Annotated in this window: 12 protein-coding genes; all 12 read right to left on the bottom strand. The window is 58.4% G+C overall.

Features of this window, described 5'->3' with window-relative positions; genetic code table 11:
- Positions 1 to 391: 391 nt before the first annotated feature.
- On the bottom strand, positions 392 to 937 hold the full coding sequence (mobB, locus tag WC600_08125; GenBank protein MFA4902699.1) for a molybdopterin-guanine dinucleotide biosynthesis protein B: 546 nt from the start codon (positions 935 to 937) through the stop codon (positions 392 to 394).
- The gene (locus WC600_08120) at positions 934 to 1335 is read right to left on the bottom strand and encodes a MerR family transcriptional regulator (protein MFA4902698.1); all 402 of its coding nucleotides are present in this window, start codon (positions 1333 to 1335) and stop codon (positions 934 to 936) included. Before WC600_08120 ends, mobB begins: the two co-directional genes overlap by 4 nt.
- A 390-nt stretch (positions 1336 to 1725) precedes the next feature.
- Positions 1726 to 2751: a cytochrome d ubiquinol oxidase subunit II gene (gene cydB / locus WC600_08115; protein MFA4902697.1), complete on the bottom strand. Its 1026-nt coding sequence runs from the start codon at positions 2749 to 2751 to the stop codon at positions 1726 to 1728.
- Complete coding sequence (locus WC600_08110) at positions 2751 to 4082, bottom strand: cytochrome ubiquinol oxidase subunit I (GenBank protein MFA4902696.1); 1332 nt, start codon at positions 4080 to 4082, stop codon at positions 2751 to 2753. The genes cydB and WC600_08110 overlap by 1 nt, the downstream gene beginning before the upstream one ends.
- Before the next feature lie 184 nt (positions 4083 to 4266).
- Complete coding sequence (locus WC600_08105; protein MFA4902695.1) at positions 4267 to 5142, bottom strand: SAM-dependent chlorinase/fluorinase; 876 nt, start codon at positions 5140 to 5142, stop codon at positions 4267 to 4269.
- A gap of 215 nt (positions 5143 to 5357) precedes the next feature.
- Entirely contained in the window at positions 5358 to 6611 is a 1254-nt protein-coding gene (glp, locus tag WC600_08100) for a gephyrin-like molybdotransferase Glp (protein MFA4902694.1), read from the bottom strand.
- Entirely contained in the window at positions 6612 to 6851 is a 240-nt protein-coding gene (locus tag WC600_08095) for a type II toxin-antitoxin system HicA family toxin (GenBank protein ID MFA4902693.1), read from the bottom strand. It lies immediately after the preceding gene.
- A 76-nt stretch (positions 6852 to 6927) separates the two neighbouring features.
- A complete protein-coding gene (locus tag WC600_08090) occupies positions 6928 to 7155 on the bottom strand; it encodes a hypothetical protein (protein ID MFA4902692.1) in 228 nt (75 codons plus the stop codon).
- Between the two features lie 252 nt (positions 7156 to 7407).
- Positions 7408 to 9438, bottom strand: a complete 2031-nt coding sequence (locus WC600_08085) for an acetate--CoA ligase family protein (GenBank protein ID MFA4902691.1) — start codon at positions 9436 to 9438, stop codon at positions 7408 to 7410.
- A gap of 151 nt (positions 9439 to 9589) precedes the next feature.
- The gene (gene pheT, locus WC600_08080) at positions 9590 to 11977 is read right to left on the bottom strand and encodes a phenylalanine--tRNA ligase subunit beta (GenBank protein MFA4902690.1); all 2388 of its coding nucleotides are present in this window, start codon (positions 11975 to 11977) and stop codon (positions 9590 to 9592) included.
- A gap of 210 nt (positions 11978 to 12187) precedes the next feature.
- Positions 12188 to 12637, bottom strand: coding sequence for a MucR family transcriptional regulator (locus WC600_08075; protein ID MFA4902689.1), 450 nt, complete (start codon positions 12635 to 12637; stop codon positions 12188 to 12190).
- 181 nt (positions 12638 to 12818) lie between these two features.
- Positions 12819 to 13538 carry a Crp/Fnr family transcriptional regulator gene (locus tag WC600_08070; GenBank protein ID MFA4902688.1) on the bottom strand — a complete coding sequence of 240 codons (720 nt, stop codon included), beginning with the start codon at positions 13536 to 13538 and terminating at the stop codon, positions 12819 to 12821.
- Between the last annotated feature and the right edge of the window lie 252 nt (positions 13539 to 13790).

Genomic DNA, 13790 nt, shown 5'->3' with positions numbered 1-13790 from the left:
GATGTGGCCGTTTTAGTAACCATAAGGCATTAAATCGGTTCCACTTTTTCCCCTCTCCCCAATGGGGGAGAGGGTTAGGGTGAGGGGGAAGTAATCTTCTCGGAGCCGGAAGTGCGCAGCGAATTTTTGAGCTGTTGGACTACGCCCAACGAACTTCCTCATTTGCAAAAACCAAACCGGACACTGCTGCCTAAATCCCCCTTTTTCAAAGGGGGACTTTATAAGTAATTCCTTATAGTTCTCCCTTTTGCCAAAGGGGGGTAGGGGGGATTTGGGGTGTTAAGGTGTCTCCTATTACGGAAAAAACTTTTGGCAAACGCTATAATAGCCAATTTGGGGAGCCGCAGCCATTAGCACAGGCGAGACGCCTGTGCCACCATTTTATACGGCCTCATCGGACCTCAGAGCATCCAAGCTGAGTTTGAATAAAGCGGCCGATTTCAGCCACTTGTCCGGGATGAAAGACCGGCAGGTCCGTGGCGAGCGGCGTTGAACTGACCCAGGCGACCTGGCGGGGATAGTCCGGCAGGGCTGGGGGAACGTCAGGCCCCACCACCCCGATCTTGGGGAGGTCGCTGGTCTTATAGCCCTCCACCAGGATCAAGTCGACCTCAGGAGCCAGTTGGGACAGGATCCCCGCAAGCGATGGCTCGCCGGGAGACGATCGGTTAATCTGGAGCAGGCCCGGGGCCGCCAAAGCCACCAGCCGCGACCCCGCAGCGCGGTAGCGCCCGGTATCTTTGTTTTCATCCCCCAGAAATTGTTTGTGGGAGTGCTTCAGGACTGCCACCTTGAGATTCTGGGCGGCAAACCACTTGAGCAAGCCACACGTGAGTTCGGTCTTGCCGGAGTTAGACGGCCCTACGATAGCGATGGCCTTTTCTTCGGGCGCAGGAGAGGAGGCTGAGGTTGGCGGGGCAGACGGCGGTGCGTTCAAGGCTCAAGAGTATATTTTTGCAGGATTTTTTCCCTCTTGACGGCGCGGTTGAGATAGACGGCGCAGCGGGGACAAGGACCCTCGCACAATGTGCCGCGATATTCGCGCACTTCATAACAGGGCCGCCAGGGGAGTTGAAACGCAGGACAGGCTTCTTTCTTGTCGCAATCGTAGATATTCCAACAAGGGGCCAGGACCATGAGGTTGCGCAGGCACGCCAGGGTGAAGCCCCGATCGTGGATAAGGCTGTTGATCTGATTGATCTGGGACACATCAAAATTGGAATAGAGCCGGTTGTTGGTGTTCTTCTCCCTTAAGGGTTTGATAAACCCTTCTTTTTCATATTCCCGGATGCGTTTCTGGGAGAGGTTGACCAGCCGGGAGACCTCGTTGATCAAAAAGAGGTCCCCTCCGTCTCCTTCACAACGGATATATTTAGCTTTTCCTCGGGGCATAACTCAGTCTATAAGTAAAGTAGTATAAACAAATTTTACATAGAACTGTTGTTTATACAAGGAAAATCTTAGGGGGAATCTTGCCGGCCCCATGACATGATTCCTGGCCCCCCCAGGCCTACCGGCGCAGGCTAAAGCCTGCGGCTACCGGCAATATAAATATAAATAAATTGGCCACACGGTCCGGATCATGGACCGTGCGGCCTCTTGGCTTTTTATAATGAAAGGCGTAGGGGCGGGTTTAAAACCCGCCCCTACGGAATTTTTCATTTTCGAAAGGGTGGCCAATTTAATCGGCCATGATCACTGAGCAATTATTGAGGCATTGAGCGGTCAATAGCCCTCTTCCTGCGCCAGGTCTTCGGGCTTCACCTTGTCCTTGAAGAGGAAATGGACCCAGATCTGGTAAGCGATGACCAGAGGCACGAAGGTCAGCGCCACGCCCAACATGATCTTGAGCGTCAGGGGTGAAGAAGACGAGTTAAACGCGGTCAGGCTGTAGGCCGGGTTGAGGCTGGATTTGAGCAGGTCGGGAAACAGCCCCACTACGCCAAACAGGGTGATACCCACGATGGTCAGGCTGGAAGCGAACCAGGCCTTCCACCACAGGCCTTTTTTGATAAAGGCCCGCATGGCGATGAGGGCCGCCACTGCCACCACCGGAATGATGAGCAGCACCGGCCGGGCGGCATAGTTATCAAAAAGCGAGGTCCATTTTACGGTGGCCAAGAGAAAGAGCACGGCCATGATCAAGAGCACGGGCCAGGTTCTGGCCGCCAGGTTGCCGGCCCTATGATGCAGGTCGCCGTGGGATTTAACGGCCAGCCAGAGGGCGCCGTGGACGATGAAGAGCAGTACAAAGAGGATGCCGCCGGCGAGGCCGTAGGGATTGAGCAGAGTGAACAGGGTTCCCTGAAAGATGCCTTCAGCATCAATGGGAAGCCCTTTGAAGAGATTGGCAAAGGCCACCCCTAAGAGCAGGGCTGGGAGAAAACTGCCGAGGAAGAAGCCGGTATCCCACAGGCGCCGCCAGCGGGGATCATCCACCTGGCCCCGGAAGGCAATGGAGACCCCCCTTAAAATCAGGGCGAAGAGAATGAGCATCAAGGCTGAGTAGAGGCCGCTAAACATCACGGCATAGGTGGCGGGGAAGGCGGCAAAGGTTACCCCGCCTGCGGTGATGAGCCAGACTTCGTTGCCATCCCAAAACGGCCCCAGTGCCCGGTAGATCACCCGCCGGTCGGTGTCATTTTTGGCCAGAAAGGGCATGAATGTCCCCATACCCAAATCAAAGCCGTCCAGCATAAAGTAAACCGCCCACAAGACGCCCCAGAGAATAAACCAGATAATCGGCAACATTAGGAGACCTCCCCCGCAGTGACGGCCGGAGCTGGTTCCGGCCCTTGCTTGGCAAATTTGGCTATCAGATAAAACGCCACCGCGCCCAAGAGCGAATAGACCAGGATAAAGGCCACCAGGCTCACCCACACCTGGGAGGCGGCGATGGGAGACACGGCGTCGGAGGTGCGCATCAGGCCGTAGACGATCCAGGGCTGCCGGCCCACTTCCGCCACTATCCATCCGGCCTGCAGGGCGATGTAGGGCAGCGGGATGGCATAAAGCATCAGCTTCAGGTAGCCCGGGCTATTCTCCAGTTTTTTGCGCTTGAACCAGCCCACCACCGTGAGGAGGACAAAGAGGAACCCCAGTCCTACCATGAGCCGGAAAGCGACAAAGGTCAGGGCCACCGGCGGCCGGTCATCCTTGGGGAAATCCTTGAGGCCTTTGACCACGGCCTGGGGGTCCTTGTAGGCCAACATGCTCAGGCCGTTGGGGATGCGGCCGAACTCCATCAGGTTCTTTTCGCGGGCCGGATCGGGGATCAGAAACAGGTACATGGGGGCCCCGGCCTGAGTATTCCAGAGGGATTCCATGGCCGCCAGTTTGGTAGGTTGAATCCTGGCTACTTCGGCGCCGTGCAGGTCCCCCTGGACGATCTCAACTATGGAGAAGATCAGGGCAAAGCCCAGGGCCAGGCGGAAGGACTTGGTGAAAAAGGTCGTGTTCTGCCGCCGCAGCAGGTGATAAGCGCTGATCCCCATGACGAAGAAGCCCGCCAGGATATAAGCCCCGCTCACGGTATGCAAAAATTGTTGAATGGCAAATCTCTGGGTGACCACGGCCAAAAAGTCATTCATTTCGGCCCGGCCGTTGCGCAGCACATAGCCCACCGGATGCTGCATCCAAGAGTTGGCGATCAGAATCCAGACAGCCGAAAGGTTGGAGGCGAAAGCCACCAGCCAGATGCAGACGGCGTGGAAGCGAGGGGAGAGGCGATCCCAGCTGAAGGCCCAGACCGCCAGGAAAGTGGACTCCAGAAAAAACGCCAGGGTGGCCTCGATGGCCAATAGCGACCCGAAGATATCCCCCACATACCGGGAGTAGCGGGACCAGTTAGTGCCGAATTGAAATTCCAGGGTAATCCCGGTTACCACCCCCACGGCAAAGTTCACCAGAAAGATTTTGCCCCAAAATTTAGCCATGCGCCGGTAATCCTCATCGCCGGTCCGGACATAAATGGTTTCCATGATGGCGATGAGGATGGACAGACCCAAGGTCAGGGGTACAAAAAGAAAGTGGAAAAAGGTGGCCGCCGCAAACTGCAGGCGAGATAGCATCAGAACGTCCATGGGGTATCATTTCCTCCCTCTGCTTCGTTTGGTTGCCGGCCCCTGAAGACCGACCCGCCAAAGCCCAGCCTTCGGGAAGTTCAAACCCGTTCAAAACTCTTCTTTAGGAATAATTATCATCCTCGGCCGGGTCAAGGTTATATCGGATAAATTGTCGTTTTTAGCACGTTATTCCGTGTCCTGATTAGCCCTGGCGAATCGTAACCGTCAGACCCACTCCGGCGTTCAGGCGCCGGGCCGCATTATCCATGGCGCAGGCGATTTCGAGAAACCCGTGGCTGCCCACCAGAGCCAGGAATTCTCCGGGAGCTCCGTCGCTGTATGTCCGGGCCAGGCCCTGGATCGTGACAGGACCCATCTGAAGTCTTATGGCTTGATTCCCCCGCCAGGCTGCGAACTCACTATAGCTGACATTGCTTACCAGATTGCCAAAATGGTCCACATAAACAATCTCCCCCCGGATGGCCTCCGGGCCGAACGAAGGTTCGGGCCAATCCAGGAGAACGGGATCAGTGATCCCGGGCCCTAACCGGTTCAGGTCCACCCCCAAGGAAAGGTGGGCCGCCACGGGGGCAAAGATGTCCCGGCCATGGAAGGTGGCTGATATCTGGGGACGGAAATAGACCGGATTTTCCAGGGATATGATGGTCAGAGGGGAGGCTTGACGGAAGATCAGGTGGAAGAGGCCGTTATCCGGCCCCACCCAGAAGTGCCCTCGGCTGTGAGCGGCCAGGGCTCGGCGAGGACCGCCCACCCCCGGATCCACCACGGCCAGGTGAATGGTGCCGGGAGGGAAATAGGGCGCCGCCGCTGCCAGAATCAGGGCCCCGGCCCACACATCCTGGGGAGGAATGTCGTGGCTGAGATCCACCAACACTGCCTCGGGATTGAGGCTGAGGATGACGCCTTTCATGGATGCCACGTAAGCGTCCCGGGTTCCGAAATCGGTGAGCAGGGTGATGAGAGGTCGGGGAAGAGTGGATTTCACGAAATCACCAGTAAGCAGAGTAAGTGAGCCGGACAACTCGTTGATACACATCCAGCGCTCAGTTGTGGTCATTGTCAAAAGTTTTTCCTTATTTTCTTATTAACCCCCCTCACCCTGGCCCTCTCCCACAAGGGGAGAAGGGAATAAGAGGAAAGAACTTTTGGCAATCGCTTATACTTATATCGGATAATCAGGGTCTTGGGATAAAGGAATATTGCCTTGGGGGAGGTCTTTTTGCTGATGGCAAAGGGCAGAGGCCGGGGCGGAGCCAATACGGACCGGTTGCCTCAAGCCCCTCCGAAGAGCCGCACCGTCACGTCTTCGCCTTTGAAGAGGCCTTCCACCCCCAGAGGGATCATTACCAGGCCGTCGCTCTTCACCAGGGGGGACAGGAGACCGGACGGCCCCAGGATCGGGTCGGCCCAAAGGATGTCATCCGCGCGGCGCAGGCGCACCCGCACGTAGTCTTCCCGGCCCGTGGCCCCGGCCAGGTTGCGGGACAGTTTGGCGGTTAGGGTGCGCCCCCAGGGAGCTTGGTCGGTAAACCCGGCCAGGCGCAGCAGCAGGGGACGACCCAGGACTTCCATAACTACCGCGGCAGAGGCCGGATGCCCCGGCAATCCCAAAAGAGGTGTGCGGTTCCCCGGCCCCAGGGAGGCCAGGATGGTGGGTTTGCCGGGCCTGAGCGCTACTCCGTGCACCAGGACCTCGGCCCCGGGGAGGGCCTGGATGGCGCTTAAGGTCAGATCCCGGGTGCCCACGGAGCTGCCGCCGGAGATCAGGATCAGGTCGGCTCCCTTAAGGGCCGTGGCCAGAGATCCTTTCAGGGCGGCAAAATCATCGGGGATGATGCCGTGGCCTAAGGGCAAGCCGCCCCATTCCGCCACCTGGGCCGCGGCCAGATAAGCATTGGAGTCCCGGACCTGACCGAGACCGGGCCGTTCGTTAAGGGGCACAATCTCATCCCCGGAGGAAAGAATGGCCACCCGGGGTTTTTTATAAGCCGATAGGCGTGTTACCCCCAAGGCGGCCAGGAGGCCGATCTCCTGGGGGCGCAGACGCCGCCCGGCGGGGAAGAGCTCTTCTTCCCGGGCCACGTCTTCTCCGGGTTTCAGGACATTTTCTCCGGGGGCCACGGCCCGGCGCACCTCCAGGGTCCCGTCCGGGTGCTCCGCGGTGTACTCCAGCATCACCACAGCAGTCGCGCCCTCCGGCAACATGGCGCCGGTGGGCACCCGCAGGGTTTCACCACCTGCAATCCCCAACTCGGGGGCCACCCCCATGGGCACCTCGCCTTTGATTTCCAGGTATTGCGGCGCGCCCACACTGGACCCGAAGGTATCTTTAGCCCGCACCGCATAGCCGTCCATGGTGGAGCGTAAGAATCCGGGCACATCTTCCGGCGCGGCGATGGGTGCGGCCAGAATCCGGCCCAGGGCTGCGGCCAACTCTACCTCCTCCACCCCCACCGGCGGGAAGCGGTCGTAGAGGGCCAGGACTTCCTGGCGGGTTTGCAGGCGAAAGAATTCTAGAGGGGACATTTAGCTTTTATCATAGGCAGCCAAGAAATCTTCTCGGGAGATTCCTGCCTGGGTGCAGATAGTTCTTAAGGTGGATGATTTGATATAGGGATGATTAGGCATGGTAAGCGGGGTTTTGCTACCGTCGGGATTAAATCGGAGCAGAGCCAGATGCTCTCTTTCACGCACCAGTTTAAAGCCTAAAATCTCGAGGGCTTTTATCACCCTTGATTTAGGAGCATCGACCGGAAACTTCTTCATGGAGCTAATAATAAATATTTCCCGACCAGACCCCTAATTATTTTTTTCTTTTTGGGGGCATCAATCGGAAACTTCATCACGAAATATCAATTGCGGTTTCAGCGACAAAGGCCTCCAGAATTGGGGGATCAATCTCCAGAACCTCCGGTCCAAAAGTCTCGATATGAAAACCTATGGCTGACCTGACATCTGCCATGGCTTCCTCATAGGTTTCACCCTCTCCCACCACCACGCCTTTTAATCCCAAGGGGTAGGCGATATAGCCGTCCGGATGTTTTTCGACAATAACTTTAATGGGCTTCATGCGCCTGTCCTCTGAAAAGATAGAGATAATGGTAGATTAGCACAGGCGAGACGCCTGTGCCACCGGGATTTGATTAATGGTGCGCGGTGCGCACCCTGCATTTTTACCTTTGAGCCGGGAAAGTGGGATCCCAGGCCCCGGTTCCCCGGCCTCCCCTTATGCGGGTTGGGAAGGGGGTGTGGGGAGAGGGCAGGGATGAAGTCCCTGGCCCTCTCCCCGCACAATCTTTACTTTCCTCGCCTTCCCCAGCGCCTAAAGCCGGGAAAAGATGCGCACGTCTACGGCAAAGAGGCCCTTGGTGTAAAGGAGCAACGGGTTGAGTTCGATCTGGTCCAGTTCCGGGTGTTTGCCGGCGAAGATGGCCAGGGCCTTCATGGCGGCGAGGAGCGCGGCGGTGTCCCGGGGGGGCTGGCCCCGGTAGCCGGTGAGCAGGGGGTAGCCTTTGACCCGCTTGATCATATCTTCCAATTCAGCGTCATCCGCGGGCAGGAGGCAAAAGGTCACATCCTGATAAATTTCGGCGTTGACGCCGCCCAGGCCGAACATCAGGGTGGGGCCGTACTGAGGATCGGTGATGGTCCCTAAGATGACCTCCAGGCCGCCGGGTTTGGCCATGGGCGAGATACTGACGCCGTCGATGGTGGCCCAGCGCTCGTAGAGTTGGGTGGCGTCCATGATCTCCTGGTAGGCCTGGCGGACTTCGTCATCGTTTGCCAGCCCCAGGTAGACTCCGCCCATATCGGTTTTATGGGCGATCATCGCCGAGGAGATCTTCATGGCCACCGGGTAACCGAATTGCTGGGCCAAGGCTACCGCCTGGTCGGCATCCAGGGCCAGGGGCGCGGCCGCGGTGGGGATGCCGGCTTTGGCCAGCAGGCTTACGGCTTCCGGAGGCGGCAGCAGACGCAAGCCTTCCGGGACCGCCACCTTGGGACGGGCCGGAGCCGGGGCCGGATGAGGCTCAAACCGGGAAAACTGGGCCAAGGCCTTAATTCCCCGCTCCGGAGTGGGATAAACGGGGATGCCGGCTTTATAAAACTTCTGGCGTTCTGCCCGCTCCACGTCGGCGCCGCCCAGATAGATCACCAATTCGCTGGCGCCGGGGGTGACCTGTTCGAAGGCCCCGGGGATGGGGTCCCCAAAGATCACCACCTGGGAGTCGTACTCATCCCGGGTTTTTTCCATAACCTTTTTATAGAGATCGGGGGCGCTGATGGCGTCGCCGGTTAAATCCACCGGGTTGCCCACCGCACAGTGGGCCGGGAGCATCTCCCGCAGCCGTTCTTTTAAGATGGAGTTGAGCTCCGGGACCACCAGACCGCTTTTCTCGGCTGCGTCGATGGCCAGGATCGCGGCGCCGCCGGAGGATGTGGTAATCATGAGCTTGCGGCCCTTAGGCTTGGGGAGATAGGCCAGGGCTTTGGAAAAATCGAAGAGTTCCTCCAGGGTGTCGGCCCGGTGCACCCGGTACTTGCGGAACAGGGCGTCGTAGATGGCGTCGGCCCCGGCCATGGATTTCGTGTGGGATTCCGCGGCCTTGCTTCCCTGAATGGTGCGGCCCGCTTTAAGGATGACCACCGGTTTTTCGGCCTCGTGCAAGGCGTCCAGGAAGTAGGAAGCCCGCTTGACCCCTTCGAGATAGAGGGCGATGACCTGGGTGTGGGGGTCCCGGTTGAAGTACATGAGCACCTCGGCTTCGTCCACGTCCACCCGGTTGCCCAGCGACACGAAGCCGCTCACGCCCAGGTGTTCCGCCGCGGCCATATCCAGGAAGGCTGCGCCCACGGTGCCGGACTGGGACGCAAACGCGATGCGCCCTTTGGTGGTGATGAGCGGCCAGGAGGCGCACATGTCTTCATGGGGCATATTGACCCCCTGGCAGTTGGGGCCGATAACCCGGAGGCCGGTTTGGCGCACCACCTGGGCCAGCTCGTCTTGGAGGCGCTCTCCGTCAGGGCCCGCTTCGGCAAAACCGCCGGTAATGACGATGGCGGCCTTAACGCCTTTGGCGGCGCATTGCTCCAACGTGGGCGCCACGATTTTGGCGGGAATCACCACTACGGCCAGCTCCGGGGCCGTCGGCGTGTCGGCGATGGCCTTATAGACCTTGAGGCCCAGGATTTCCTCGGCCTTGGGGTTGATGGGGTATAAAGGGCCGGGGAAGCCGCCGTTTTTCAGATTGGCCAGGATGTCGTGGCCCAGTTTGCCGGGGGCGGTGGAGGCGCCGATGACCGCGATGCTTTTGGGCTTAAAGATGGGAGCCAGGCTGGCGAGGATGTCCATGGGGTCTCCTAGGGATAGTTTATCCCGAATCAAGATGTAACGATGATAAAACAGAGGTGGGCAAATTGGAAGGAGCTTTTTTCTCTGGCTTGGCAACATCTTGGGCGCACCCGGAGATGATCGGCGCGCCCAAGGTTATTACAAAGAGTCTCTAACGCAGTTCCGCACCCAGCTCTTGCTCCAAGGCCGTAACCACTTTCTGATGATGTTTGTTTACCAAATCGTCGGTGAGAGTCCGTTCCGGGTCGCGATAAGACAGACGAAAGGCCAGAGAACGCTTGCCTTCAGGCACGGGGTCGCCGACATAGACGTCAAAGAGGCGGACTTCCACCAGCCAGGGGTGGCCATGCGAGTACAGGGCCTCGGCAGCCCGGGCCGCGGGGACGGCCTCCGGCAGCACCAGGGCGATGTCCCGGTAGACCGCGGGATAGCGGGGGAGCGGCGTAAAGAGCGGGGGTACTGCGGCCTGGCATAGGGCGGCAAAATCGAGATTGAAGGCGTAGATCTCGCCCGCCAGGTCCAGTTTGTCGCCAATTCCCCCCTTTAGTTCTCCCAGGACGCCCAGTTCGCGCTTACCGGAAAAGACTTTCGCACCGTAGCGCAGGTATCCCGGCAGGCCCTCGGGGCTGAAGGTGACGTCGGGGATCAAGAGCCCATCCAACAGGGTCTCCACCGCACCCTTCAGATCAAAGAAATTGACCGGGTCCCGGCTAGAATTCCAGCCTGCCTCTTCCCGGACGCCGTACAACAGTCCGGTGAGCCAGTGTTCCTCCTTGGGCTGGTCCTCTCCGGGCCGGGGGTTAAAGACCTTGGAGAGCTCGAACAGCCGCACATCCTGGGCCTGCTGCAAGGCGTTGCGGCGCAGCGTGTCCAGTAATCCCGGCAGCAGCGAGCAACGCATCCTGGCCTGCTCTTCGCTTAAGGGGTTGGCCAGGCGCAAAACCGGCGCGTCCGGGTCCGCCTCCACCAGGCTCCCCAAACGGTCGGGCTGGAAGGAGTAAGTAACTATTTCAAAAAACCCCTGGCCCAGGAGCAGATCTTTGGCCACCTCCGCCAGGCGCGCCTCGGGGCCGGGCCGGCGGGTGGCCACCACCCCGTGGGGGAGGGTCACCGGGATATTGTCAAAGCCTCCCAGGCGGGCGATTTCCTCGATGAGGTCCACTTCCCGTTCCAGGTCGCCGCGGAAGGAGGGCACCTGGAGCGCCAGGTTTTCGGCGTCTACCGCCAGGGCAGGGAGATGGAGCCGCCGCAGTAAGTGGAGCATTTGCTCCGAAGAATAATCGGTGCCCAGCACCTGATTGGCCCGGGACACCCTGAGGTTTAACCGGGGATGCTGTATGGGGCTGGGATATTCATCCAGGCGTTCGGCCGCCACCGCGCCGTCCCCCACCTGGCACATGAGCTGGGTGGCCCGTTCCAGGGCATGGATCAGCCCGTCGGGGTCCACCCCGCGCTCGAAGCGGTAAGACGCCTCGGTGCTGAGCCCCAGGCGCTTACTAGTCCGGCGGATGGTGCGGGGATTGAAATAGGCGCTTTCGATCAATACCTGGGTGGTGGCCGCGGTGACTTCAGAATCCAGGCCGCCCATGACCCCGGCCAGGGCCACAGGGCCCTCGGCATCACAGATAAGCAAGGTCTCGTGATTAAGCTCGCGTTCGACGCCGTCTAAGGTGGCGAAACGACTCTCACCCGCCTTGGGCAGGCGCACCACGATCTCCCCGCCGCGCAGGCGCTGAAAATCAAAGGCATGCAGGGGCTGGCCGAACTCCAGCAGGACGTAGTTGGTAACATCCACCAGGTTATTGATGGCCCTTAAGCCTGCCACCTGTAAGCGGCGGCGCAGCCAGAAGGGGGAGGGTTTCACGGTCAGGCCGGTGAGCAGGCGGGCGGCATACCGGGGGCAATGCACCGGGTCCAGGATGGTCACCCGGGCGTTGAGCATGGATGCGGCCGCGGGAGCCACTTTGACTTCAGGATGGCGCAGGGGCTGGTCCAAGAGCGCGGCGATCTCCCGGGCCAGGCCCAGGATGCTTAAACAATCGGCGCGGTTGGCCGTGATGGCCACTTCCAGGACTGTATCCGCCAGTCCCATGGCCTCGGCAAAATCGCGGCCCAGGGCCAGATCCTGAGGAATCTCCATCAGGCCCACATGGTCCGTGGACAGACCCAACTCGTCTTCCGCCAGGAGCATGCCTTCGGAAGGCACCCCCCGCAGCTTGGCGGCTTTAATTTTATGACCGCCGGCCACCGTGGCTCCGATAGGCGCGAAGGGATAAAGCAAACCCGCCTGGACGTTGGGGGCGCCGCAAACCACGCGGTAGGTTTGGCTGCCGGTGGTCACTTCCGTCACCTGCAACCGGTCGGCCTGAGGGTGGCGCTCTACACTCAAGACCTTGCCCACGACCACGCCGGAGAACTCCGGGGTCACTGATTCCACGCCCTCGACTTCGAGTCCGGCCATGGTCAGCCGATCTGCCAAGGCCTGGGCCTCAATGGTGAGGTCCACAAAATCTGCCAGCCAGTTAAGACTTAATCGCATAATCGTTAAATTTAACCCCCTTGGCCGGAAAACTCAAGGACCTTGATCCCAAACCTGACTGCTCCAAGGATGAAAGCGACCAGGGCGGACACATGGGTCCGCCCCTTTGTTACCGTGATATAAAAAATAAAAAGGGACCGCTCCCGGTCCCCAAGGCACACGCCACCCTTCCTGGTTGACGGACTGATAAAGGCTTTCCGGCGAAAGATCCTAGGCTTTGGCTTTCCGCCGGAAACCCCGCTCCCCTAACCCCTTTTCTTTGGCTAACTTCCGCCGTTGCTCAGAGTATTCTTTACAAACTAGGGGATATTTTTTCGGGTCCAGACTATACCTGCGGAAATACTCCGCCGGGGCCAGGTGATGGGCTTTGCGCAGATGGGCCTTGAGGGTCCGCATCTTCTTGCCGCATTCCAGGCAGACGACATACTTTTCTTTCACGATTTCGTCCAACGGAATCGAAGGTTTCTTTACTACTTCGGCTTCCGGCCCTTTTTCAGCAACCCCGGCAGCGGCTTCCAGCATAGCCTCGCCACCTTCCAACGTAGCTAACACACCGTAGATTTCTTTAATTTCATCCACTAATTCTTTGGGGGTGAGTTCGCTCATTGAGGCGTGGGAAATGACAATCTGGGCTGTTAATTTAAGTACCTCTGTAGCCATAACGATCATTCCTTTTTGGATTATTTTAATTACTGTGCGTGGATTAATTCCACTGCAACCTTTATGGAGGTTATATGTAACTATCATTTACCTTGTCAAGGGATTTTTCATCAGACTTAATTTTTTTATTAGCCGTTTCACTTTTTTCTCCATTGTGAAACGCCTCATGGAATAAGACCATTCAAAATTTAGTTCCCTTGGCCATCTTTTGTAAAGCGACCGGGTCAATGATGGTTATCTTTCCCTTATCCACTTCTATGAGACCCAAACTCTTAAATCGGGACAAAGTGCGGGACAAGGTCTCGCTGATGGTGCCCAGATAAGCGGCCAGCTGCGTTTTAGTCGTGGGCAATTCACAGTGCAGACCCTTTGCTATCGTGCCATGAGTATTTTCGCAGCGTTCCAAGATGTATCGAGCCAGACGGGCTGATACTTCTTTCAGGGACAAATCCTCCAGTTGTTGGGTCAGGTGAAACATCAAGCGACTCAATGTGGCCAACATATTGCGGGCCAGGGCCGGAGTTGCGGCCAGATGATTGAGAAACGGTGCTTTGGGAAAGAAGAGCGTTTGGGATTCTTCCAAGGCAATAGCAGTCACCGGGTAGGGGATTTCTCCGAATACTGCGGCTTCCGCGAAGGTCTCCCCTTCCCCCACCAAGCGGATAATATATTCCTTCCCGTCCGGGGAACTCTTGACCAGCTTGATCTGGCCGGTAATGAGAATATAAAAGCCTTGAGCCTCCTTGCCCTCCCCAAAGATGGTAGCCCCCCGCGAGAAGTTTTTCCGCACCGACATGCGGGCCAGGGGGTCCAGATCCGCTTCAGGCAGACCGGAGAACAGATATATGCGCCGTAAGATTTGTTGCCTGACTCGCGTGTCGTCTACCGCGGTGTGGTTCATGTAGCCCCCATCGTCTTAATAAGTTAATTTCAGGTGTACCCGGCGGGGATGCCCCCGCATCCCAGGCCCGAGCCATTTTAGGCCGAAAGCGGCTTTCTGACAATGAGATTCCGCCATGGCCCCGGGCACGGAGCTTAACCACGCCCCCATTGCCGCAGACGGCCTCCGCTTCTTTGCAGTTGACGGATCAATGGCGCCTTTGGTAGATTGCTAACCGGTAAACCCCCAGGAAGACCTGCGGTGCCCTGGGAT

The sequence above is a fragment of the Desulfobaccales bacterium genome, from assembly GCA_041648175.1.
GTDB lineage: Bacteria > Desulfobacterota > Desulfobaccia > Desulfobaccales > 0-14-0-80-60-11 > 0-14-0-80-60-11.
The sequence above is the reverse complement of the archived record's forward strand: the minus strand, read 5'-3'. Positions and strand labels throughout refer to the sequence as shown.